The sequence below is a fragment of the Nocardia sp. Marseille-Q1738 genome (assembly GCF_965283145.1).
On record NZ_CBDIMS010000001.1, the window covers coordinates 412,772 to 436,090 of the forward strand.

General features: G+C 68.1%; 17 protein-coding genes and 1 pseudogene. 11 read left to right on the top strand and 7 right to left on the bottom strand.

Going from position 1 to position 23,319, the window contains the following annotated elements; all coding sequences use genetic code 11:
• Nucleotides 1–21: 21 nt before the first annotated feature.
• Both ACWPXK_RS01970 and fadD5 read right to left on the bottom strand, forming a co-directional pair.
• Nucleotides 22–624 carry a cysteine hydrolase gene (locus ACWPXK_RS01970; protein WP_454194284.1) on the bottom strand — a complete coding sequence of 201 codons (603 nt, stop codon included), beginning with the start codon at nt 622–624 and terminating at the stop codon, nt 22–24.
• Between the two features lie 67 nt (nt 625–691).
• Nucleotides 692–2,263 (bottom strand): fatty-acid--CoA ligase FadD5, encoded by a 1,572-nt coding sequence (gene fadD5 / locus ACWPXK_RS01975; RefSeq protein ID WP_454194285.1) that lies wholly within the window; start codon nt 2,261–2,263, stop codon nt 692–694.
• Nucleotides 2,264–2,605: 342 nt separating this feature from the next.
• Here fadD5 and ACWPXK_RS01980 point away from each other — a divergent pair, with 342 nt between their 5' ends.
• On the top strand, nt 2,606–3,580 hold the full coding sequence (locus tag ACWPXK_RS01980) for an NAD(P)H-dependent flavin oxidoreductase (protein WP_454194286.1): 975 nt from the start codon (nt 2,606–2,608) through the stop codon (nt 3,578–3,580).
• A 5-nt stretch (nt 3,581–3,585) separates the two neighbouring features.
• Here ACWPXK_RS01980 and ACWPXK_RS01985 read toward each other — a convergent pair whose 3' ends face one another.
• Complete coding sequence (locus tag ACWPXK_RS01985; RefSeq protein WP_454194287.1) at nt 3,586–4,557, bottom strand: MBL fold metallo-hydrolase; 972 nt, start codon at nt 4,555–4,557, stop codon at nt 3,586–3,588.
• Nucleotides 4,558–4,735: 178 nt separating this feature from the next.
• On the opposite strand from ACWPXK_RS01985, the gene ACWPXK_RS01990 reads away from it, so the two are divergent.
• The 4 genes and pseudogenes from ACWPXK_RS01990 (at nt 4,736) to ACWPXK_RS02005 (ending at nt 12,341) form a co-directional block, all read left to right on the top strand.
• The gene (locus ACWPXK_RS01990; protein ID WP_454194288.1) at nt 4,736–5,071 is read left to right on the top strand and encodes an acyl carrier protein; all 336 of its coding nucleotides are present in this window, start codon (nt 4,736–4,738) and stop codon (nt 5,069–5,071) included.
• Nucleotides 5,068–10,167, top strand: coding sequence for an SDR family NAD(P)-dependent oxidoreductase (locus ACWPXK_RS01995; protein WP_454194289.1), 5,100 nt, complete (start codon nt 5,068–5,070; stop codon nt 10,165–10,167). Before ACWPXK_RS01990 ends, ACWPXK_RS01995 begins: the two co-directional genes overlap by 4 nt.
• Before the next feature lie 41 nt (nt 10,168–10,208).
• Nucleotides 10,209–10,586: pseudogene (locus ACWPXK_RS02000) on the top strand (AMP-binding protein); the annotation flags it as partial.
• 459 nt (nt 10,587–11,045) lie between these two features.
• Complete coding sequence (locus ACWPXK_RS02005) at nt 11,046–12,341, top strand: fatty acyl-AMP ligase (RefSeq protein WP_454195404.1); 1,296 nt, start codon at nt 11,046–11,048, stop codon at nt 12,339–12,341.
• A gap of 40 nt (nt 12,342–12,381) precedes the next feature.
• Here ACWPXK_RS02005 and ACWPXK_RS02010 read toward each other — a convergent pair whose 3' ends face one another.
• The 4 genes from ACWPXK_RS02010 to ACWPXK_RS02025 form a co-directional block, all read right to left on the bottom strand.
• The gene (locus ACWPXK_RS02010) at nt 12,382–12,942 is read right to left on the bottom strand and encodes a GNAT family N-acetyltransferase (RefSeq protein ID WP_454194290.1); all 561 of its coding nucleotides are present in this window, start codon (nt 12,940–12,942) and stop codon (nt 12,382–12,384) included.
• 22 nt (nt 12,943–12,964) lie between these two features.
• A complete protein-coding gene (locus tag ACWPXK_RS02015) occupies nt 12,965–13,369 on the bottom strand; it encodes an RNA-binding S4 domain-containing protein (RefSeq protein WP_454194291.1) in 405 nt (134 codons plus the stop codon).
• 3 nt (nt 13,370–13,372) lie between these two features.
• Nucleotides 13,373–13,966, bottom strand: a complete 594-nt coding sequence (locus tag ACWPXK_RS02020; protein ID WP_454194292.1) for a C40 family peptidase — start codon at nt 13,964–13,966, stop codon at nt 13,373–13,375.
• Nucleotides 13,967–14,392: 426 nt separating this feature from the next.
• The gene (locus ACWPXK_RS02025) at nt 14,393–14,650 is read right to left on the bottom strand and encodes a hypothetical protein (RefSeq protein ID WP_454194293.1); all 258 of its coding nucleotides are present in this window, start codon (nt 14,648–14,650) and stop codon (nt 14,393–14,395) included.
• Nucleotides 14,651–14,783: 133 nt separating this feature from the next.
• Here ACWPXK_RS02025 and ACWPXK_RS02030 point away from each other — a divergent pair, with 133 nt between their 5' ends.
• The 6 genes from ACWPXK_RS02030 (at nt 14,784) to ACWPXK_RS02055 (ending at nt 23,319) form a co-directional block, all read left to right on the top strand.
• Nucleotides 14,784–15,965, top strand: coding sequence for an AAA family ATPase (locus ACWPXK_RS02030; protein ID WP_454194294.1), 1,182 nt, complete (start codon nt 14,784–14,786; stop codon nt 15,963–15,965).
• A 165-nt stretch (nt 15,966–16,130) separates the two neighbouring features.
• Nucleotides 16,131–18,086, top strand: a complete 1,956-nt coding sequence (locus ACWPXK_RS02035) for an acyl-CoA dehydrogenase family protein (RefSeq protein ID WP_454194295.1) — start codon at nt 16,131–16,133, stop codon at nt 18,084–18,086.
• Between the two features lie 346 nt (nt 18,087–18,432).
• Nucleotides 18,433–19,395, top strand: a complete 963-nt coding sequence (locus ACWPXK_RS02040) for an alpha/beta fold hydrolase (RefSeq protein ID WP_454194296.1) — start codon at nt 18,433–18,435, stop codon at nt 19,393–19,395.
• A gap of 193 nt (nt 19,396–19,588) precedes the next feature.
• Complete coding sequence (locus ACWPXK_RS02045; RefSeq protein ID WP_454194297.1) at nt 19,589–19,876, top strand: hypothetical protein; 288 nt, start codon at nt 19,589–19,591, stop codon at nt 19,874–19,876.
• Nucleotides 19,877–20,487: 611 nt separating this feature from the next.
• The gene (locus tag ACWPXK_RS02050) at nt 20,488–21,354 is read left to right on the top strand and encodes a hypothetical protein (protein WP_454194298.1); all 867 of its coding nucleotides are present in this window, start codon (nt 20,488–20,490) and stop codon (nt 21,352–21,354) included.
• 24 nt (nt 21,355–21,378) lie between these two features.
• Nucleotides 21,379–23,319 carry a fumarate reductase/succinate dehydrogenase flavoprotein subunit gene (locus ACWPXK_RS02055; protein WP_454194299.1) on the top strand — a complete coding sequence of 647 codons (1,941 nt, stop codon included), beginning with the start codon at nt 21,379–21,381 and terminating at the stop codon, nt 23,317–23,319.

Here is a 23,319-nt window from a genome sequence, read left to right on the forward strand (position 1 = left end):
CGCAACAACTAGATCAGGCCGTCAGCCACGGACGAGTTCCAGCGCCTGTGCGGCGGTCAGGCACCCAGCCGTGACGAGTTCGAGGTTGGCCAGCGCGGCGTCGTGCGCTTCCGGACTCCCGGCCGCCACACAGTCGGACACCGGGTGCACGGTGAATCCGAGGTCGGTGCCGTGCCGCGCGGTCTGCTCGACGGTTAGGTTGGTCGCCACGCCGGTGACGAAGAGCGTCCCGATGCCTTGATCCGCCAACCACTCCGGAAGCTTGCTGCCCGCGAGTCCGGACAGCTTCTGGTTGTCGAACACTTCCGTGGCCTGCGCCTGCATCTCTGGAATGATCGCGGTGCCGGGGGAATCGGGGCGGAAATCGGTTTGCGCCGCGCCGACCGAGCGCATGAAACCTGTGTTGCGCACGAGCTCGCCCTCGCCGACCGGGATGGTGAACCGGGTGAACACCACCGGCACCTCCAGCGCGAGCGCCGCCGCGTGGAAGTCCGTCGCACGAGGCACCACACCGCTTGCCGCCACCGGCGCGGCCAACATGGGCCCGAAGAAGCCTTCCGGCCGAATGACATTCACCTGCCAGTGCAGCGCCAGCACTGCGGCGCGGATGCGTCGGATCGCCATAAGACGACCTTACGCATCGACGCCCGTTCGGAGTGTCCGATTCACGTGAAACGTACGCGCCGCCAGCTCAGGACGAATACTCCTTGCGCAGCTGCACTTTGACGACCTTGCCGCTGGCGTTGCGCGGCAGCTCCGGCACCAGCACCAGATCCTTGGGATGCTTGTAGCGGGCCAGGTTCTCGTTGAGGAACGGCTCCAGCTCGGCCAGCGTGAGCTCGTCGCCGGGGTTGTGCAGCGCGACCACCGCGACCGGTACCTCACCCCACTTCTCGTGCGCGCGGCCCACCACCGCCGCCTCCCGGATCTTCGGGTGCGCGAACAGGACGTTCTCCACCTCGGCGCAGTAGATGTTCTCGCCACCGGAGATGATCATGTCTTTCTTGCGGTCCACCACGTAGACGAAGCCCTCGTCGTCCTGGCGGACCAAATCGCCGGAGTGGAACCAGCTGCCTGCGAACGCCTCCGCGGTGGCTTCCGGCTTGTTCCAGTAGCCCTGCATGAGGGTGGGGCCACGATAGACGATTTCACCCACCGCGCCGGGCGGGACGTCGTTCATCTCGTCGTCGACGATGCGCGCCTGAATGGTGGGAATGGGCTTGCCCACCGAGCCGATCTTGCGGATCGCGTCCTTGCCCTCCAGCACGCAGGTGATCGGCGACATCTCCGTCTGTCCGAACACCGCGACGTTGAACGCGTTCGGGAAGCAGTCGGCCATCGCGCGCAGCACGGTGTCCGACGCGGGCGCGGCGCCCCAGCTCAGCACCTCGAGCGCGAGTTTGCGCTCCTTCACGGTCGGGTGGTCGCAGACCAGCTGCCACTGCGCGGGCACGCAGAACGCGGAGGTGGCCTGCTCACGCTCCAGCGCGTCGAGGAATTCCCCGGCGTCGAAGGCGCCGAGCGGGTGCAGCACCGTCTTGGAACCGAGCAGGAAAGCCGGTGCGAGACTGCCGAGTCCGGCGATGTGGAACAGCGGCGAGGTACACAGTCCGATCGAATCCGGTTCCAGGGCCAGCGCCCGGATGCAGGTCAGCGCTTGGGCGTTCATGTTCGCATGGGTCAGTACCGCGCCCTTGGGGCTGCCCGTGGTGCCCGAGGTGTACATGATCAGGCTGGGGGTGTCTTCGGGGATGTCCAGCGGGGTATGCGGTTCGCCGTCTTCGGCGAGCAAGTCGTCGAAGCCGACCACGCCGTCGCTGGACACGCCGCCGATCACCACGCAGGTCTCCAGGGCGGGAGCCTGCGCGCGCACCGCAGTGGCCAGCGGTTGCAGCACGGTATCGGTGACGACCGCCGTGGCGCCGCTGTCGCTCACGATGTAGGCGACTTCGGGCGGCGTGAGCCGGAAGTTGACCGGGACCGCGATCGCGCCGAGCGCGTTGATGCCGAAGACGGCTTCCAGGTATTCGGGGTAGTTCAGCGCGAGGATCAGGACCCGATCGCCGAATCCGACGCCGCGGCGCGCCAGGCCGTCGGCGAATTTCAGCGATCGTTCGTGCAATTGGCGCCACGTGGTGTCCACGCCACGGAACCGCACCGCGACCGCGTCCGGGCGCATCAGCGCATGCACGGCGATCTGGTTGTTCCAGTGGTTGCGCCGCGACCTGATCGGCTCGGCGAGCGCTGCTGCCCCGGTGGTCATGCCACGAACTCCTCTCGGACCGCCACCGGGACCGCCGGGATGTCCGGCGGCGGCGACGGGCTGAATCGGGAGCAGAATAGCAACTAACTTAATCGTCCGCCAAGAGATGGGTGGATGAATCCGTGTTAAGCGTCCGGGATTTGTACCTAGACTCCAAGTCGGCGCTTCCACCTGGTTATCCAGGTACAACTCGGACGCATCGAAGTATAGGACGACTACGCAGAAACTTGCCGATCGTGCGAACCTCGGCTCACTTATGAGTTGAACACGAGGCGATCCTCATGTCACCATCGACGCCAACGGGCGAACCGGCACGCCCGCGCGAGACAGAGGAGAAGCGCCATGCTGCGGACCAGGTTCACCGAGAAATTCGGGGTGGAGCATCCGATCGTGCAGGGCGGCATGATGTGGGTCGGGCGCGCCGAACTCGTCGCGGCCGTCGCCAACGCGGGCGGGCTCGGCTTCATCACGGCCCTGACCCAGCCGACCCCGGACGACCTGCGCCGCGAGATCGCCCGCACCAGGGAGCTGACCGACAGACCCTTCGGCGTGAACGTCACCATCCTGCCGTCGATCAATCCGCCGCCGTACGCGGAATACGTCCAGGCGATCATCGACAGCGGCGTCGAGATCGTCGAAACAGCGGGCAGCAACCCGGAACCTTTTCTGCCCTACTACAAGGACGCGGGCATCAAGGTCCTGCACAAGTGCACCAGCGTCCGGCACGCCCTGAAGGCGGAGCGGATCGGCGTGGACGGGGTGAGCATCGACGGCTTCGAATGCGCGGGCCATCCCGGTGAAGACGACGTCCCCGGCCTCGTGCTCATCCCCGCCGCGGCCCGCGAACTGAGCATCCCGATGATCGCTTCCGGCGGCATCGCCGACGCCCGCGGGCTGGTCGCGGCGCTCGCTCTCGGCGCGGACGGCGTCAATATGGGCACCCGATTCCTGTGCACACAGGAGTCTTCGATCGATCCGAAGGTCAAGGAGCGGATCGTCGCGAACTCCGAGCGCGACACCCAGCTCATCTTCCGCACCATGCGCAATACCGCGCGCGTCGCGGACAACGAGATCAGCCGCAAGGTCGTCGAGATCGAAAAGTCGGGCGGCACTTTCGACGACGTGCGGGATCTGGTCGCGGGCGCGCGCGGTCGGCGAGTGTTCGAGGAGGGCGATCTGGACGCGGGCATCTGGTCGGTCGGCCTGTGCCAGGGCCTCATCCACGACATCCCGACCTGCGCCGAACTGATCGGCCGGATGGTCACCGAGGCCGAGGAGCTGATCACCGCCCGACTCGCCGAAACCGTCGTCGGCTGACCGGGTTACTTGCTCGCGCGGGCGGTGACGGCCTCGTAATCGTGGCTGGCGATGAGTTCGATGTCGTCGGGCAGCGCGTGCAGGCGGTGAATCGTGGTGAACGCGGCGTCACGGTCGGAGTCGAAGAGTTTGCCAGGCATCGGCGCCTTCTCCCGAATCAGATCGACCTGCAGCTTGCTCCAGACGGCGTCGCCCGCGAACAGTACCCGGCTGCCATCGTCCACCGCGAGCAGCACGCCGATGCTTCCCGGCGTGTGGCCCGCGAGATCCACCAGCAGCACCGAACCGTCGCCGAACAGGTCTTTGCTGCGCGGGAACGTGAGTACCGGCGGTCCGTCCAACTCGAACCGGTCGAAGATACGACCACGCAGTGGCCCGCGCGCCACACCGGCCGGGGCGTGCGGGCCGCCCATCGCCCAGTCGTATTCGACGGCGGGCAACCGGATCTCGACCGAGGGTGGCAATTCCAGCAGGCCCGAGACGTGGTCCCAGTGCAGGTGGGTGGGCAGTACGAAATCGATGTCGGCGCCCGCGATGTGGTGCGCGGCGAGCGCGTCGGACAGACCGAGCACCGGTTTGTCCGGCGCGACGAGCAGCGGGACGGGGAAGGGCAATTCGGGCAGCACCCGGTCGTGCACGCCCGCGCACAGGGCGGGATCGACCAGGAAACGCGCCTTCGGATGCTCGACGAGGAACGCTGCCATCGACAGCGTCATCTCGCGCAAGCTGCGCACGCCCTCGGCCACGATGGTGGTCGGCGCGGACATGGTGGCCTGCTCGAGCACGGTGAGCCGCACCGCGGCGCTCGCCGGGGGCAACGGCCGCACCTCGAGGTTCGCCAGCAGTGCGGTGTCGGGGCGGCGCGGGCGCAGTAACCGGCCCGGCGTCGCCGCAAGCGCGACACAGCAGCGCAGCACAGTGGGCAGGATCGGAGTGCGCTCGGCACGGGTGGCGGCACCGCTGTCCGGTTCGGTCACCATGCCACCGTAAGTGATCGCCGTGATTCGCGAAAGGCTGGGCAGGCAGCGGAAATGCGGCTGCCTCGCCGTCGCTCGGCCCGGCGTGGGCTTCGGACGGACTACGTCCGGGCTGCGTCTTCAAGCGACCTTGCTCCGGCCGATTTCTCCGGCATAATCGCGTGAGTACCGTTCTTCAGTGGGTAGCAGCAGCCGGGAGACGGGGAGGGAGGACGCGATGCCACCCAGTCTTCCGGACGGGCACGGTGGTACGCAGGGGAATGACGGTTCGCTCGGCTATCGCCGACGCACCGCGTTGACTTGTGCCGCCGTCTCGGCCGTTGCGGACCTACTAGGGGTCGACGCCGCCACGGTGTCGACCAGCTCGCCCTTTACCGATCTCGGCCTCAGTTCCACCCAGCTTGCGAGGCTGACCGCCCATCTCGAAGACGCTATGGGAGTCGAGGTTCCGCTGACCGCGATCTACGACCATCCGGACATCGAGCAGCTTGTCGAGTATCTCGCGATGCGATGAGCAGCGCGGCTACCGACTCCGTCGGCTCGCATCCACCCGTCTCCATCATCGGCATCGGCTGCCGACTGCCTGGAGCGGCGAGCGTCGCCGAATTCTGGCGGCTGTTGCTCGACGGCCGGGACGTCACGTCCACACCACCCGCCGGCCGCCTCGGCACCCGGCGCGGCGGCTATCTCGACGATGTCGAGTCGTTCGACAACGACTGGTTCGCCATCTCCGAGCGGGAGGCCGCCGTCATGGACCCGCAGCAGCGGATCGCGCTGGAGGTCGCGGTGGAGGCGCTCGACGACGCCGGGATCGGCTATCACGCACGCGGATCCGGCGCCGCCGTGGTGTTCGGCGCGTCCGGATACGACCACGGCATCGCGGTGCTCGGCCGGGAAGGCCACGACGCACCGTACGCCGTGACCGGGTCCGCGCTCAGCATCATCGCCAATCGGTTGGCGTACGTGCTCGATCTGCACGGGCCGAGTCTGGTGCTCGACAGCGCGTGCTCGTCCTCGCTCGCCGCGGTGGACCTCGCGGTCCGGTTGCTCGCCGACGGCACGGTCCCGTTCGCCATCGTCGGCGGCGTCAATCTGGTTTTGCTGGAGCACACGTCGAACTACCTGGCCGAGAGCGGTTTCCTGTCGCCGGTTGGGCGGACGGCGCCGTTCGACGCCACCGCCGACGGCTATACCCGCGGCGACGGCTGCGCGGTGGTCGTCCTGCAACGGACCGCGGACGCGCTGCGCGAGGGCAACCGGGTGTACGCGGAGATCATCGGAACGGCCGTCGGATCGGACGGGCGCTCCAACGGTCTGTACGCACCGAACGGCCGCGCGCAGCAGGAGACACTGCGCACCGCGTGGTCACGTGCCGGTAGCACGCCGAACAGCGCTGGCTACTTCGAATGTCACGGCACCGGAACGCCTTTGGGTGACGCGGTGGAAATCGGCGCGCTGGCCGCCGCGCTCGGCGATGGCACTCAACGATCGACCGAACAGTCGCACATCGACACCACCGATCCGATCTGGATCGGCTCGGTGAAGTCCAATATCGGACATCTGGAAGCCGCCGCCGGAGTCACCGGGCTGGTGAAGACTGCCCTGTCCATCCACCACGGCGTGATCGCTCCGACGATCAACCTCCGCACCGAACACCCGTTGCTGCACCTGGCAGAGCGCGGCCTGCGTGTGCCGACCGAGCCGGTGGACTGGAGCCACGTGCCAGCACCACAGCGCACGGCGGGCGTCAGCTCGTTCGGGTTCGGTGGCACGAACGCGCACATCGCGGTGCGCGGGGTCGCCGCGTCACAGCACGCCCGGAGCGATCGGTTTCCGGTGCTGCTTCCACTGACCGCCCGCGACGACGGGGAGCTGCGCGAGCACGCACTGCGGCTGGCCGACGAGCTGGCCCACGATCGCCCATCGCTGGGCGAGTTCGCCGCGGCCACGGCCCGATTGCTTCCCGAGACGACGCGAGCCGCGGTCCTGGCGCACGACCACCGGGACGCGGTGCACCGGCTGCGCAGCCTGGGCCGCGGCGACGCCGACGCGGTCCTCGGCCCCGTGCGGAACCGCCGTCCCGGCGGGCTGCTCTTGTTGTTCTCCGGTCAAGGTGGCCAGCATCCGAAAATGGGTCGCGCGCTGGCGGCGCGATATCCGGTCTTCGCCACCGCGCTCGCCGAGGCGACCGACGCGATCGTGGCGGCGGGTGGACCGCGAATCTGGACGCCGCGGCACGGTTTCACCTTCGCCGACACCGGTGCGCACGCCACCGAATTGGTGCAACCCGCGCTGTTCGCGTTCCAAGTGGCGGCAGTGAAACTCTTGGCGGCGTTCGGTATCCGGCCCGACGCGGTGGCCGGGCACAGCCTCGGCGAGATCGCCGCCGCTACGGTCAGCGGTGCACTGTCGCTGGCGGACGCGGCGCGCATCGTGGTGCTGCGCAGCGCGACCCTGGCCCACCTGGACGGCCACGGCGCGATGGCGGTGCTGGAGGCGGCCCCGGACGAAGCGGCGAAACTGGTGGAGCCGATGCACAGGGAGGTGAGCATCGCCGCGGTCAACGGCCCCAGATCGGTAGTGGTGTCCGGTACGCCGCGCTATGTCGACACGCTGGTGCGCCGAGCCACCCGCCGCAACATGTTCGCGCGTCGGCTCGCCGTCGACTTCGCCGCGCACGGCCCGCAGGTCGCCGCCGTGCTCCCGTCGTTCGTCGGGGCGCTGAGCGGGATCACTCCGCTGGCGCCGCACGTACCGGTGTACTCGACGGCTCGGCGCGGCGCGAAGATCACCACAGCGGCCATGGACCGCGACTACTGGGCCGAGAACGCGGCGGGCACAGTGGAGTTGGCGGCGGCGATGGAAAGCGCGATCGAGGACGGCATCTCGACCGTGCTGGAGATCAGCCCGCATCCCGTGCTCACTTCCGCCGTGCGGGAGTACCCGGATTTCCGTGCGGGCACTCATCCGGTGGCGTCGCGCGAGGACGAGGCGGGCGGATTTCTCGCCGGTCTGGCGCGGCTGTACCTGGAGGGACGGCCGGTCGACTGGTCGGCGCTCGGCCCGTTCGGCGGAACATCCCCACGGCAGTGGCGCAAGCGGAGGTTTCCGCTCCTGGTGTCGGAATCAGCGAACGGGCACACCCCTGAATCCGCGTTCCTCGCCGAGGATCTCACCGATCACGTGGTGCAGGGCGAAAGCACGGTGCCCGCCGTGTTCTGGCTGCGTAGGCTGCTGCACCTGGCCCGAACTGCCGCCGGGGTGACCAGGCTCGCCGACTTCGTCGTACACGAGAGGACCGATTCGAGCACACTGCCCGAGGTGGTCTATCGCGGACCGGGAGCCGAGGAAAGCATGCGGGCGGAGGTCACTGGCACCGAGACGCTGGCTTCGGCCCGGCCCGCCGGTGACCCCACACCCGCGGATATCGTCGCATGGATGCGGGTGGTCGACGCAAACCGGGCCGCCCGCCACCACATGCGTGTCATCGCCACCGGCACTTTCTACGAGGAACTGCGCCGCAGGCGGTTGGAGTACGGACCGCGTTTCCGTGCGTTGCGCGGCATCGCGGCGGGCACCGGGCGGGCACTCGGCCTGTTCGACGCGGCCGAATTGCACCGCACCGCAACCCTGGACGGGTGCCTGCAAGTGCTCGCCGCCGCACTGTTCGACGAGCTGCCCGCCGCGTCGATTCCAGTGCCGATCGGCATGGACTCCGCCTGGCTGTCGAACGAACCGAATCGCCATGTGCTCGAGGTGCACGCGCTGATCCGGGAGCGGACCGACAACGGATTGGTGGGTGACGTCATCGCGACCGATCAGCACGGCGTGCCCTGTCTTGCCTTCTCCGGCGCGCACATTCGCTACGTCCAACCCGGTGACGCGGACGGGATCGGCGCACTGCGGACGCCACGCGCCGAACAGGACGCGCCGTTCCGTCAAGAGGCGTGGATATCGCGCGACCCGCAGTCGCTCGGGCTCAGCGACGCGCCCGCAACCGAAGCGTTCGGGCGGCGCGCGGTAGTGGTAGGTGCCTCCGAACTCGCGGTCCGGCTCGCCAGGGCATTGGATGCCAGCCTTCCGACCGAGCGAATCGCGCGCGAACCGGACGACGCGGGGCCGCTCGTCACGGCGGTCCTCACCGGGCGCGGTGACGGCCGGACCGCCGTGGTGGTGGTCTGTCCCGCGGACGGCGATGCGAGCGATGCGCAGGCAGGCATCGCGTCGCTCGGGCAGGTCCTCGATCTGCTGCAACGGGTCTGCGCCGACGATGCCACCGCGTCCATGACGGTCGTCCTGCCGCGGCACGATGCCGCCCACGCTCGGCACGACGAACTCGCCATGCGGTCCGCGGTCGAGCCCGCGGCGATCGCGGGCCTCGTGCGCTCGCTGCAGCTCGAGTCGGGCCGGACGGTGCGGCTGGTCTGGGCCGATACCGATCCCAACAGCGTGCCGCTGCTCAGCCGTCTGGTGACCGCTGCCGATATTCCCGACGAGCTGCGCTTGTCCGCGGGTGAGGTCGCGGTCCGGCGTTTCACGCCCGCACGAGCGCGGGCGCTCCCGGTCGCGGGTATCGACACGAACGGAATCTATGTCGTCACCGGCGGGCTGGGGACGCTCGGCTCGGTCGCCGTGCGCTGGCTGCTCGACGCGGGCGCACGAGACGTGGTGGTGCTGACGCGTGCACCCCGCCCGGTGCCCGCACTGCTCGACGGCTTGGAGGACCGCATCGTCGTGGTGCGCTGCGATGCGGCCGACCGGGACGATCTGGCGAACGCGCTCAGCGATATCCGGGCCTGGGGAGCGGCCATTCGCGGTGTCGTACACGCCGCAGGCGCGCTGGAGGACGCCGCGTTCGACGCGGTCACGGCAAGTCAGCTGGCCAGGATGTGCGCCCCCAAAGCCACCGCGGCGAGCAATCTGATCGAACTCACCGCGACCGACGCGACCGACTTCGTCCTGCTGTTCTCCTCGGCGACCGGAGCGCTCGGCGCACCCGGCCAAGCCGCCTACGCCGCGGCGAACGCGGCCATGGACGCCTTGGCCTCGCGCGAGCCGGGCAGGCGGATTCTCAGCATCGGCTGGGGCCTCTGGGATTCCGGGCTCGCCGCCACGGCCGGTGGGGCGAGCCACTTACGGCGCGCGGGCGTCGGGGCGTTCGACGTGCGCCGCGGTAGCGCCGTGCTGTCCCAAGCCCTCCGCTACGAAGGCCCGTATCTGCTCGCAGTGGACTACACCCCAACCGCCGACACTTCACCGGTAGCCGGACGCCTGGCTACTTTTCTTGTGCCGGTGGCCGATTCATCGCTCGGCCGGGAAAGCGCACCGGAGCAACCGCTCGCCCTGCCGGACCCCGCGGAGCCACTGACCACCACCATCCGCCGCGTACTGGCGAGCACACTCGGCCTGCCCGCCGAGCACATCGACCCCGCCGCCGACTTCAACGACCTCGGGCTCAGTTCCCTGCTCGCGATCGAGATGCGCCGCAATCTGGAAGCCCGGCTGCGCGTCCGGATCGCGACCGCGGAGCTGTTCAAACACCCCACCATCACCGCACTCGGCGCCGCCCTGCTTGACCGGGTCGCGGCGAACGCCAGCGAGGCATCGTGACCGCGAGTGACCACGCACCGGGCAATATCCTCGCGGCCCAAGTGGCCCACTGGGCTGCGACCCGGCCGGACGAGCCCGCCTACACCGAACTGCGCTTCCGCCTGCAAGATCGCGTGCCCGTCACGGTGACCTACGCGGGCCTGCACGCCGCGGCAGAGGCGCTCGCCGCACGACTGCGACGGGCGAGCGCCCCCGGCGATCGAGTCGCCATTCTCTGCGCCCACGGAATCGACTACGCGGTCGCCTTTCTCGCATGCCTGTACAGCAATCGCATAGCGGTACCGCTCTTCCCTGCGGCGGGCACACGCAACCGAGACCGCCTGCACGCGGTCCTCGCCGACGCCCGCCCTACCCTGACCCTGCTCTCCGCCCACGACGAGATCACCGCCGCAACCCTCGGACCAGCGTTGGGTCGCGTGCTCATCGTGCCGCCGGAACCGTCCGAGCCGATAGCGGATTCGGCGGCAGCAGCCGCAAACACGCTCGCTGCGACCACGCGTTCTGTACCGCCGACTACGAATACAACAGCTTCGGCGTCTCCCTGGCGGCCAGGTACCGGACGGCCGACCGCACCGGTCGCTGGATCAGCGCCACCGAGTGCGCATTCAGCCGCACCAGCGACGTACCCGGCCGCGCTGTCACCAACGTCGATAACCGAATGGGCCGCACCCGCGCCACATGTGGGCGCGCAGGGCGCAGGGCAAACCACGCGGCCGACATCGACGGTAGGTGATCTGGCCACGCCAACCACACCGCCGCCGAGCCTATCCGCACCTAGGCCGGCCTCAACCGCACAGCGTGCGCGACGAAGCACACCGGCGGCGGATCCCGCGAGCAAGCATGAAGATGCACCAGGTGGCAGGCGTGCGGCCGCGCGGATGACAGTTCGCGCCGCGCCGAAGACGGATTCGCCCGTCGTCGCCCCGGTGCGCGGCGAGCTCGCGTATCTGCAGTACACCTCAGGATCGACCAAGTCCCCCACCGGGGTTCGAGTCACGCATGAGAATCTGGCCGCGGCGCTGGCGCAGTTGCAGGACGCCTTGTCCGCGGCCAGGGATCGGCCCATCGTGACCTGGCTGCCGTTCTTTCACGACATGGGGTTGATCCTGGGTCTGGCGCTGCCGCTCTGGCTCGGCGTGCACGGCGTCACGCTGGCGCCGGCGGAGTTCGTGAAGCGACCCATCCGCTGGCTGCGCGCGATCGCCGACTACCGCGCAGGCATCACGGGATGCCCCAATTTCGCCTTGACGCTCGCGGTGTCGGGCACGACGCCGCAGGAGCGGACCGGTCTGGACCTCTCCGGACTGGATATCTTGCTCAACGGCTCCGAACCGGTCCGCGCCGACGCGCTGGAGGAATTCACCAGGACTTTCGCCCCCTACGGCTTCCGCCACCACGCGCACACACCCGGGTTCGGCCTTGCCGAGGCCACGCTCACGGTCACCGTCTGCGACTCACGCGAGGAACCGGTGTGGCATCACTTCGAACGCGCCGCGCTCGCCGAAGGCCGCGCGGTCGCGCTACCCCACGACGCGCGGGAGTCGCGAAACGGCACGCCACTCGTCGGCTGCGGCGCACCCGCGGGCCAGGCGGTACGTGTGGTCGATCCGGCCACCGGGGCGGCGCTGCCACCTGGGCGCGTCGGTGAGATCTGGGTGGCCGGAAACAACGTGTGCGACGGCTATTTCGGCAGGCCCGACGCCTCCGAGGAGACCTTCGGCGCCACGCTGGCCCAGGACGACGTCCGCTGGCTACGCACCGGTGACCTCGGCTTCCAGCACGAGGGCCAGCTCTACATCGCCGGACGCCGCAAAGACGTCATCGTGGTCGACGGACGCAATCACTATCCCACCGACATCGAGACGACCGTGGAAGCGTGCTCGCCGGATATCCGGCCCGGCCATGTGACGGCGTTCGGGCATGATGACGGGCGTCGGGAAGACTTGGTCGTCGTCGCCGAACTCGTCACCATCGGCGCGGCCGAACCCGCCGAACTCTCCGCGCTCGCCCGTCGCATCCGCTCCGCGGTCGCCTCGACGCACGAGGTGATGCCCGGTGCGGTAATGCTCGTCGAGCCGGGGCGGATTCCCAAGACCAGCAGCGGAAAGCTGCGGCGCGGTGAGTGCAGGGCTCGCTACGTCGCGGGCCAGCTACGCCCCGTCGCGATGATCTGAGACCGAACATCCGGCCGCTGTCACGCCGACATCGCCTGTGTCAGGCTTTGAATGTGTGCAGGCCGGCGGTTGCGAGGGTCTGTTGTGCGTCGAACGCCTCGAAGGTGCTGACGGGCTGGAATCCGAGGCGAGCGGCGAGTTTCAGTGAACGCAGGTTGGCTGTCTGGGTGATGATCAGGACCGGCTGGTCGGGGAGTTCGGCGGCGGCGGTGCGCAGCGCGGCCATCGCCGCTTCGTACGCGAGCCCGGCGCCCCAGGCATCGCGCCGCAGAAGATAGGTCAATTCCAGTTCTTCGCCATCCGAGGTGAGGTGTCCGGGCTGGTCGGCGGAACGCCGGTTGAGCATCAGCGTTCCGAGGAGCAGGTTCGTCTCCTTGGCCGCGACGACATACACGCCTGGAGCAGCTGTCACGTTCGCGACGCCGACAGCGTCGAGGTACTGCTCCACCATGTTGCGGGGCCGGGGCCCGCCGAGATATGCCCGCACCTCGGGATCGGTCTGTAACTCGATCAGTCCCTCGCGGTCGCCGTCGTGCGCTTTGCGTAGCAGCAGACGATCCGAGGTGATTTCCGGCGCGGACAGCGTGGGCAGTCGACTCATGGAGGTAGGGGGACCGGCTTGTTCAGTGATCAGCCCGGCCCATGAGGCGATCGGTCTCGCGCCGCTCACGCTTGGTGGGTCGCCCAGCACCGCGATCTCGCCGGGGAATGCTCGCCAGGATTTCCCGTGGCGGGGGCGGTGGACTGCGATCGATCAGACACTGCGCGGCGATCGGAGCGCCGACGCGCTTGGTGACGATTCGCTCCACGATGACGATGCGCTCGTGACCACCTGACCGGATGCGCACCTCGTCACCGGGGCGCACTGGCTGTGCGGGCTTGGCCGTCGAGCCGTTCACCCGCACGTGCCCACCACGACATGCTTCCGCTGCGGCGGATCTGGTTTTGAACAGGCGCACGGCCCAAGTCCACGAATCGACGCGGGCCTGGGTCGCGCTGCTCTGGATGCCGGTTTCGGCGCGGGCCACTCGTTAGACGATACGGCGTGCGGTAACCACCATGTCGGGGCGCAGCGGGGTGTAGGACACCGGCGTACCCGACTGCACCGCATTCAAGAGCTTGTTGTCGCCCGCGTAGATACCCACGTGACCGCCGCCGCGGGTGACGACGATGTCGCCCGGCTGCAGCTCGTGGTAGGCGACCGGGGCGCCGACGTGCGACTGCTCGAAGCTGGTGCGGGGGAGTTCGACGCCCGCCTGGCGGAACGCCCACTGGACGAGGCCGGAGCAGTCGAAGGACCTGGGACCCGCGGCGCCCCACGAATACTGTGCGCCGACTTTGGTCTTCGCGGCGTCGAGGGCGATATCACCCGGGGAGGTCGGCTGGGCGAACAGGCCCGGCATCATCGGCGCGAGACCAGGCAGCTGGGGAGCCACCTGCGCCTCGGGCGCGGGGGCGGGAGCGGCGGGAACGGCCGCGAGCGCCTGCTGGATCTGCTGATTGAGCTGCTGGACCGGCTGCTCCCATTCCTGCGGAACGTCGAAGTTACCGACGCCAGGAACGTTGATGGTCGCGGCCATGGCCGGAATCGCGGGCATGGCGCCGGTCGCGGCCACCGCACCCATGACAATCGCACCCTTGACGGAATTCGGAACCCGAGAATCCCGTTGCAAGCTGTGTTTACCCACCGAGCTACGTCTCCGATCTTGCTGCGCTCCCGCCGACCGAGTTCGGACCGGGAGAACGGCCCCTACCCAGACGATCCTCTGAGTCCTCGGTACGACTGCCGAGACCCGTTGGTCCCGACTGCCGCTTTAGGCGGTAACTAGTGGCGCCGTTTCTCTTACGAAGCGACTGGTTCCACTAAGTCACGAAGAGATTACGACGTTGGCGCGGTGTTGTCCAGCGCACAGAGCTGGTTGTTTTCGATCACCGCACAAACCACTGCAAGCCCGCGGGGAAGCGAACGTGCGCCGCCAGGTCACAAGCAGATCTCGACCGACCGCGCGGATCACCGAATGGACAACGCGGCCTGGGTCCAGGCACCGTACTCAGGATCGGCCTCCGCGGATCACGCGCTCCAGTTCGTCGATTCGGCGCCGCGCGTCGGCCAACTCCACCTCGAGCTTGCCGAGCGCCATGACCAGCGGACCGACCGCGAGGTCCGCGACCAACTGGGGATCGTCATAGCCGCGTTCGATCGCGACGAGGATGTTCGATCTGATGCGCTGGGCAACCGTGGCGCCCGCAGGAACGTTCCACGACTCGACCACCTCGGCGGTGCCTGCCGGGTTCGGTTCGTCGGACATGGCCCTCCCTTCTCGGGTCAGCCCGGAGGGCCAACGGCGAGAGCAATAGTGCAATACGGACCGCTAAGGCTCTCTAGGACACGCCGTAGATGTGCCCAGATTATGCGGACCTGACACGCTACGGTGTCGGGGCATGGACCCCGTGCGGAATCCGTATGCACCCGGAGCGGGACAGCGCCCACCCGAATTAGCCGGGCGCGACAAGCAACTCACCGCGTTCGACATCGTGCTCGAACGCGTGGCGCGCGGTCGCCCGGAACGCAGCGTGATGCTCACCGGCCTGCGCGGTGTCGGAAAGACGGTGCTGCTCAATCAGCTTCGCTCGGCCGCGATCTCGCGCGGGTGGGGCACCGGGAAGATCGAGGCGCGGCCGGATCAGGAATTGCGCCGCCCGCTGTCCTCGGCGCTGCACATGGCGGTGCGCGCGATCGCCATGGCGCACCGCAATCCGGAACGGGTGGACGATTTCCTCGGCATCCTCAAGGCCTTCGCCCTGCGGGCCACCGCGGACAAGGGCATGCGGGAGCGCTGGCAACCCGGCATCGACGTGCCGGCGGTGAGCGGGAGGGCCGATTCCGGCGACATCGAGATCGACCTGGTGGAGCTGCTGGTCGAGGCGGCCGCGCTGGCCGCCGACATCGGCGTCGGCATCGCGATCTTCATCGACGAGATGCAGGATCTCGGCCCCGCCGACATCTCCGCGATCTGCGGCGCCTGCCACGAATTGAGTCAGGATGCCGCGCCGCTGATCGTGGTCGGCGCGGGCCTGCCGCATTTGCCCGCGGTACTGTCCGCCTCGAAAAGCTATTCCGAGCGACTATTCAGTTATCACCGCATCGACCGGCTGGACCGGGAGTCCGCCGATCAAGCGCTGATCGCGCCCGCACAACGCGAGAACGTGAAGTTCACCGACGGCGCACTGGACGCCCTGTACCAACGGGCCGATGGTTACCCCTATTTCGTGCAGGCTTACGGCAAAGCGGCCTGGGACCAAGCGCCGGAGAGCCCGATCACGGCCGAAGACGTCGAAGTCGCCTCACCCGCCGCCGAGGAGGAGCTGGCGGTGGGGTTCTTCGGTTCCCGCTATGAGCGAGCAACGCCCGCTGAACGCGAATACATGCGTGCCATGGCGGACCTGGCCGGCGATGACGGCCCGGTGGCGACCGCGGCGGTGGCCAATGAACTCGGCCGCAAGCCCGCCTCGCTGTCGCCCGCCCGCGACGGGCTGATCAAGAAGGGCCTCATCTACTCCGCCGAGCGCGGCACGATCGGCTTCACCGTGCCGCACTTCGGCCGCTATCTGCGCTCGGTCTGACCACCGCCCGGCGGGCAGGAGGTCCAGCGGTCGATTGCCCACTATTCGCCCCTCTTCCAAGATCAATAGATATTCGTAGATTTCTCTCGACCAAGAGCCCTACCGACGGGTAACAAACTCTCCTACACTCGGATGTGATCCTGATCACGTCCGAGGGAGGACATCATGGCGACAGCCGCGAAAGTCGACGCCACCGAAGAACAGGCACGCGCACTGGTCGAGGAGTCCCGCGAAACAAGCTGGGCCAAGCCCTCATTCGCCAAGGAGATGTTCCTCGGACGGTTCCGGCTGGATCTGATCCACCCATACCCGCAACCCGGCCCCGAGGACGCAGCGCACACCGAGGCGTTCCTGTCCCGGCTACGGACGCTGTGCGAGTCCATGGACGGAGCGGTGATCGAGGCCGAGGGCCGGATTCCGGACCAGTACGTCAAAGACATGGCCGAGCTCGGCTGCTTCGGCCTGAAGATACCGCAATCCTATGGCGGCCAAGGGCTTTCCCAGTTCGGTTACAACCGCGCACTGATGCTGGTCGGCTCCACGCACCCCAGCCTCGGCGTCCTGCTCTCGGCACACCAGTCCATCGGCGTGCCGGAACCGCTGAAGCTGGCGGGCACCCCCGAGCAGAAGGCGGAGTTCCTGCCCCGGTGCGCGGCGGGCGCGGTCAGCGCGTTCCTGCTCACCGAGCCCGACGTCGGCTCCGACCCGGCCCGGATGGCCAGCACCGCGATACCGACCGAGGACGGCGAGGCCTACATCCTGAACGGCGTCAAACTGTGGACCACCAACGGGGTCGTCGCCGAGCTGCTGGTGGTGATGGCGCGCGTACCCAAGAGCGAGGGGCATCGCGGCGGCATCTCGGCGTTCGTCGTAGAAGCGGACTCGCCGGGCATCACCGTGGAGCGGCGCAACGCGTTCATGGGTCTGCGCGGCATCGAGAACGGCCTGACCAGGATGCACAACGTCCGGGTGCCCAAACGCAACCTGATCGGCCGTGAGGGCGACGGCCTCAAGATCGCGCTGACCACGCTCAACGCGGGCAGGCTCGCCATCCCCGCGATGTGCACCGCGGCCGCGAAGTGGTCGCTGAAGATCGCGCGGGAGTGGAGCGCGCAGCGGGTGCAGTGGGGCAGGCCGGTCGGCGAACACGCGGCGGTCGGCCAGAAGATCTCGTTCATCGCGGCCACCACGTTCGCGTTGGAGGCGTCGCTGGACCTGTCGGCCACCATGTGCGACGAGGCGCGCAACGACATCCGGATCGAGGCGGCACTGGCCAAGCTGTGGGCCAGCGAGATGAGCTGTCAGATCGCCGACGAACTCGTGCAGATCCGCGGCGGCCGCGGCTACGAGACGGCGGCCTCGCTCGCCGCCAGGGGGGAACGTGCCGTCCCGGCCGAGCAGTTGGTGCGCGATCTGCGGATCAACCGCATCTTCGAAGGCTCCAGCGAGATCATGCGGCTGCTGATCGCCCGGGAGATGGCCGATGCGCACATGGCGGCCGCGGGCGCCCTGGTGGACCGCAAGGCCGAGTTCAAGGACAAGGCAAAGGCGGCGGTCGGCGCGACCGGCTTCTATGCGAAGTGGTTCCCGCAGCTTGCCGTCGGAGCGGGCACGGTGCCGGCCGCCTACACCGAGTTCGGCGTGCTGGCGCGTCACCTGCGGTTCGTCGAACGCAGTGCGCGCAAGCAGGCCAGGTCGCTGATGTACGCGATGGGCCGCTGGCAGGCGGGTCTGGAATACCGGCAGAACTTCCTCGGCCGGATCGTCGACATCGGCGCGGAGCTGTTCGCCATGTCCGCGGCCTGCGTGCGCGCCCAGTCGTTGCGCACCGCGGGCGCGCCGGAGGCCAAGTCCGCCGAAGAGCTGGCGGACACCTTCTGCAGGCAGTCGCGGCTGCGCGTGCGCAAGCTGTTCGACGAGCTGTGGGAGAACACCGACGACGACGATCGCACCCTCACCCGCGGCGTGCTCGACGGCCGCTACCAGTGGCTGGAGGAGGGCGTGCTCGATCCGAGCGAGGGAACCGGGCCGTGGATCGCGGAGTGGCAGATGGGTCCGTCGACCGAGGCGAACCTGTTGCGCCCGTTCCTGTCCTCGACCCGCAGCCGCGCGGAGGCGTGACCGCGCGGTAGGCCGCCGTCGTCACGGTCGGTAGCGCAGGGACCGACCGTGGCGGCGGTTGTCGCTCGGGCACTATTCGGCAGTATCGGATTATCCGTAGAAAGTGGCAGATTCTCCGGAGCAGAGCTGGACCGACGAGCGATCGGGGAATCTACCCATATCTACCGTCAGACCAATCATTTCGTAGATTTTCCTGTAGAGCGGGGCCGTGACCACCGGATCGATCGGCAGCCTCAGTTGGGCAACGTGTCCATAACGGCAGGTATGGGTCGTTAACGATGCGGAAAATCCCATCGACAACTGGGCAGGAGGCGGCAACGAGGCCCCTCGCTCACAGGAGAGTGCCATGTCCGCGACCATCGCTCGCCGGGCCGCCGACTACGACGGCCACCACGTCACAGTGTCGGCCGAAGACGGTGTCCCTCTCGCGGTCCGCGTCTTCGGCGCCGACGACGCCCCCGCGACCGTCGTCTTCGTGCACGGCCACTGCCTGCGCAGCGAATCCTGGTGCTACCTGCGCGACCAGCTGCTGCGGCAGTGGGGAAGCGACACCAGGATGGTGTTCTACGACCACCGCGGCCACGGCGACTCCGGCGAGGGGCATCCGTCGACCTACACCATCGACCAGCTGGGGCAGGACCTGGACACCGTGCTGCGGACGGTCGCCCCGACCGGTCCGGTGATCCTGGTCGGCCACTCGATGGGCGCGATGGTCGTGCTCGCCTACGCCCGGCTCTACCCGGAAGCCATCGGCACGCGGATCGCCGGCGTCGGCCTGCTGGCGGGCGCGGCCAACGGCATCACCGAAGTGGGGCTCGCCCGCTTCCTGAACCGGCGCGCGGTGAACTCGCTGCAGGCCGCCGTCACCCGCGCACCGCGCGTGATGCAGGCGTCCAAGCGGCTGACCCGCCTCGTGGTCGCGCCCATTCTGCGCGAGGCCAACTTCGGCACCGGGAAGGTCAACCCGCGCATGGCCGCGCTGGCCACGGCGATGCTGAACGACACCCCGCTGCTGACCATGTGCAGCTTCCTGCACTCACTGATCGCGTTCGACGAGACGGCGAACCTGCACCGGCTCAGCGCCATCCCCGCGCTGGTGCTGGCGGGCTCGGCGGACATCCTCGTCCCGTTCGCGCACTCGGTGGCGCTGGCGTCCCAGCTGGCCGGTTCCGAGTTGGTGCGCCTGGAAGGGGCCGGACACAGCGTCATGCTGGAGCGTGCCGAAGAGGTCGCGCTGTCCATCGTCGGACTCGTCGAACGAGCCTTCGCCGCGATGCGAGCGACCTCCGGCTACGCCGCCGCGAGCTGACCGTCAGGCAACTGGTCGGCAATCACCGATTTTCGGTCGCGTACGAGCCAGAACCCGATTCTTTCGGTACTGTGTTGTAGATCACGTTGTGTGGTGGGTCACACAACTCGGTGGTGCGCGGTCCGAGGCAGACGGGCAAACCGCGCGTCGGCCACCGAGTTCGCATGTCCGCCAGGGAATACAGGAGGTATCGATGACACGCAGCGAATTTGCGGAACTCCGCTACGCGGTCGGCCAGCTCCGGCAATCCATCGGCGTACTGCGCGACCACTACGGCGACGCCAGCCCCGTGCGCCGGCTGGAGAACGACCTCGAGCGCCTGGTCATCGACGCCGACGAACTCGAGCAGTCACCGCCTCCGGAGGTGCGGCGCCAGGCGCAGGACGTCATCTACGTTCCGGACAGCAAGTCCGACGAGGCCGCCTGGATGGGCGCGCAGGACGAGGGGCTCGGCTTCCACTCCCGCCCGCGAACCACGTAGGACGCGGCACTGAATTCGCGGGCCCGAGGTAACCGGAGTGGGCCCGCGAATCGGCATGCGTGGCGGATCAGCATGCCCGTGCCCCGTGCCCGGCACCCACGCGGTTTCGGAGCGGTTGCCCACCCGCCTTCGGTGCGGGTCCGGACCGCCGGCCTGATCCGGACCGGATCGGCACACCGCCGCCGGGAGGACGAGCCACTTCGATCACCTCTCGCGGCCGCCCTGTCGCCGTGCCGACCGGCGGCAACCATCTGCGGAGCATTTCGCTGCGTCTGCGATCACATGAGCAGATCCAGGTCTGACGCCGTATAGACAGACCGGCGGGTCGATCTCCGCACAAGACGGCACCAGGCTCAGCACACCCGGCACCGACCTCGGGCACGGCGATCCGAGCCCGATTCCGTGCCGCGCACAACCGCCGAACCCGTTCCGGCTCAGCGGAGTTCGACCTGTTTGCGGCCCATTCACCACGCGCGGCCACCCTCCGATCCAGCGCTGGATGTGGCGCAAATCACTGGCATCTCGCCCGGCTCGTATTGCCGGGACCCTGCTCATGCCATAGCGGGGGTGTCGTATGGTGCTCAGCATCACATTCGATTGCGGAGGTAACGATGGCCACCCGCACACAAGATCAGCGAGGCATCCCAGTGAATGCCGCACCCACCGCCGCCCCCGACACGGGCACCGGCGTATTCAGCAAAACAAGGGCCCGAATCTCGGAACGCACGTTGCGCACCGACCGATGGTGGATCCCGCCACTGTTCACGGTGCTCGGACTCGCCGCGTTCGTCATCTACGCGACGATCAGATCGTATGTGCGCACGGCATATTGGGTTCCGGACTATCACTATCTGACCCCGTTCTACTCGCCGTGCCTGAGCACCTCGTGCGTCGAGGGTTCGAGCCATTTCGGCACCCCGCTCGGTGAGCTCCCCGCGATCCTGCCGCTCGGGTTCGTGGCGCTGCCCTTCCTGCTCGGCTTCCGGCTGACCTGCTACTACTACCGCAAGGCCTACTACCGGTCAGTGTGGTTCTCCCCGCCCGCCTGCGCCGTGGCCGAGCCGCACGCCGAGTACACCGGCGAGACCAGGCTGCCGCTGATCATCCAGAACGCCCACCGCTACTTCTTCTATGTGGCCCTGGTGGTTTCGGTGATCAACACCTACGACGCGATCGTCGCGTTCCACGGCAAGACCGGCGGATTCGGTTTCGGCCTCGGCAACATCGTGCTGCTGGGCAACGTGATCTTGCTTTGGGCCTACACGCTGTCGTGCCACTCGTGCAGGCACATCGCGGGCGGACGGCTCAAGCACTTCTCCGCGCACCCGGTGCGGTACTGGTTCTGGACCCAGGTCTCCAAGCTCAACACCCGGCACATGGCGCTGGCCTGGACCACCCTCGGCACGCTCGTGCTGACCGACTTCTACGTCATGTTGGTTGCCAGCAACACGATTTCGGACCTGCGGTTCATCGACTGACCGCCTCACTGAGGAGTTCTCTGCATGGCAGAAGTGGAACGGCACAACTACGACGTCGTCGTGATCGGAGCGGGCGGCGCCGGACTGCGTGCGGTGATCGAGGCCAGGGAGCACGGGCTGTCCGTGGCGGTGGTGTGCAAGTCGCTGTTCGGTAAGGCGCACACCGTGATGGCCGAAGGCGGCTGCGCCGCGTCGATGGGCAATGCCAACGAAAAAGACAATTGGCAGGTCCACTTCAAGGACACGATGCGAGGCGGCAAGTTCCTGAACAACTGGCGCATGGCGGAACTGCATGCCCAGGAGGCACCCGACCGGGTGTGGGAACTGGAAACCTATGGGGCCCTGTTCGATCGGACCGCGGACGGCCGGATCAGCCAGCGCAATTTCGGCGGCCACACCTACCCCCGGCTCGCCCACGTCGGCGACCGGACCGGTCTCGAGATCATCCGCACCATGCAGCAGAAGATCGTCGCGCTGCAGCAGGAGGATTTCGCGGCGACCGGCGACTACGAGTCGCGGATCAAGGTGTTTTCCGAGTGCACCATCACCGAATTGCTCAAGGACGGCGACCGGATTTCCGGCGCGTTCGGCTACTGGCGCGAATCCGGCCGCTTCATCTTGTTCGAGACACCGGCGGTGGTACTGGCGACCGGCGGCATCGGCAAGTCGTACAAGGTGACTTCGAACTCCTGGGAGTACACCGGCGACGGGCACGCGCTCGCGCTGCGCGCCGGCGCGACGCTGATCAACATGGAGTTTCTGCAATTCCACCCGACCGGCATGGTCTGGCCGCCCAGCGTGAAGGGCATCCTGGTCACCGAGGGCGTGCGCGGCGACGGCGGGGTGCTGAAGAACACCGAGGGCAAGCGGTTCATGTTCGACTACATTCCGCCGGTCTTCAAGGGTCAGTACGCCGAGACCGAGGAGGAGGCCGATCAGTGGTTGCGCGACAACGATTCCGCGCGCCGCACCCCGGACCTGCTGCCGCGTGACGAGGTCGCGCGCGCGATCAACGAGGAGGTCAAGGCGGGCCGCGGCACCGAACACGGCGGCGTCTACCTCGATATCGCGTCCCGGATGGCCGCCGAGGAGATCGTGCGGCGGCTTCCGTCGATGCACCACCAGTTCAAAGAGCTCGCGGACGTCGACATCACCAAGGAGCCGATGGAGGTCGGCCCGACTTGCCACTACGTGATGGGCGGAGTCGAGGTCGATCCGGACACCGGCGCGGCCACGGTGCCCGGCCTGTTCGCCGCTGGTGAGTGTTCCGGCGGCATGCACGGGTCGAATCGGCTCGGCGGCAACTCACTGTCGGACCTGCTGGTGTTCGGCCGCCGGGCCGGACTCGGTGCCGCCGCTTACGTGGAGGGCCTCGCCGACCGGCCGTCGGTCTCCGAGGACGACGTCTCGAAGGCCGCGAAGGCCGCCTTGGCACCCTTCGATCCCCCCACGGACGGCAATGGCGAGAACCCCTACACCTTGCACACCGATCTGCAGCAGTCGATGAACGACCTGGTCGGCATCATCCGCAAGGAACACGAGGTGCGCGAGGCGATCGGGAAACTCGCCGAGCTGCGCGACCGATTCCGGCACGTGACCGTGGAGGGGCACCGCCAGTTCAATCCGGGCTGGCATCTCGCGCTCGATCTGCAGAACATGCTGCTGGTCAGCGAATGCGTGGCACAGGCCGCGCTGCTGCGCACCGAGAGCCGCGGCGGGCACACCCGAGATGATCACCCGTCGATGGATCCGGACTGGCGCAACAAGCTGTTGGTCTGCGCGGTGGATCCCGGCACGGCCGGCGACCCGATCCCCAGCGTCACAGTGACGCGCAAGGATCAGGTTCCGATGCGTTCGGATCTGCTCGCCCTTTTCGATCTCGGCGAGCTCGAAAAGTACTACACCCCGGCGGAACTCGCCGGGCACCCGGCCGCTGCCGGGAATTCGACGGAGCGAGAGGCGTAA

What these genes read in the sequence shown, in the direction of transcription:
- ACWPXK_RS01970 (WP_454194284.1), bottom strand. Translation starts at nt 624, where the DNA reads ATGGCGATCCGACGCATCCGCGCCGCAGTGCTGGCGCTGCACTGGCAG.
- fadD5 (WP_454194285.1), bottom strand. Translation starts at nt 2,263, where the DNA reads ATGACCACCGGGGCAGCAGCGCTCGCCGAGCCGATCAGGTCGCGGCGC.
- ACWPXK_RS01980 (WP_454194286.1), top strand. Translation starts at nt 2,606, where the DNA reads ATGCTGCGGACCAGGTTCACCGAGAAATTCGGGGTGGAGCATCCGATC.
- ACWPXK_RS01995 (WP_454194289.1), top strand. Translation starts at nt 5,068, where the DNA reads ATGAGCAGCGCGGCTACCGACTCCGTCGGCTCGCATCCACCCGTCTCC.
- ACWPXK_RS02005 (WP_454195404.1), top strand. Translation starts at nt 11,046, where the DNA reads ATGACAGTTCGCGCCGCGCCGAAGACGGATTCGCCCGTCGTCGCCCCG.
- ACWPXK_RS02010 (WP_454194290.1), bottom strand. Translation starts at nt 12,942, where the DNA reads ATGAGTCGACTGCCCACGCTGTCCGCGCCGGAAATCACCTCGGATCGT.
- ACWPXK_RS02020 (WP_454194292.1), bottom strand. Translation starts at nt 13,966, where the DNA reads ATGGGTGCGGTGGCCGCGACCGGCGCCATGCCCGCGATTCCGGCCATG.
- ACWPXK_RS02025 (WP_454194293.1), bottom strand. Translation starts at nt 14,650, where the DNA reads ATGTCCGACGAACCGAACCCGGCAGGCACCGCCGAGGTGGTCGAGTCG.
- ACWPXK_RS02030 (WP_454194294.1), top strand. Translation starts at nt 14,784, where the DNA reads ATGGACCCCGTGCGGAATCCGTATGCACCCGGAGCGGGACAGCGCCCA.
- ACWPXK_RS02035 (WP_454194295.1), top strand. Translation starts at nt 16,131, where the DNA reads ATGGCGACAGCCGCGAAAGTCGACGCCACCGAAGAACAGGCACGCGCA.
- ACWPXK_RS02040 (WP_454194296.1), top strand. Translation starts at nt 18,433, where the DNA reads ATGTCCGCGACCATCGCTCGCCGGGCCGCCGACTACGACGGCCACCAC.
- ACWPXK_RS02045 (WP_454194297.1), top strand. Translation starts at nt 19,589, where the DNA reads ATGACACGCAGCGAATTTGCGGAACTCCGCTACGCGGTCGGCCAGCTC.
- ACWPXK_RS02050 (WP_454194298.1), top strand. Translation starts at nt 20,488, where the DNA reads ATGGCCACCCGCACACAAGATCAGCGAGGCATCCCAGTGAATGCCGCA.
- ACWPXK_RS02055 (WP_454194299.1), top strand. Translation starts at nt 21,379, where the DNA reads ATGGCAGAAGTGGAACGGCACAACTACGACGTCGTCGTGATCGGAGCG.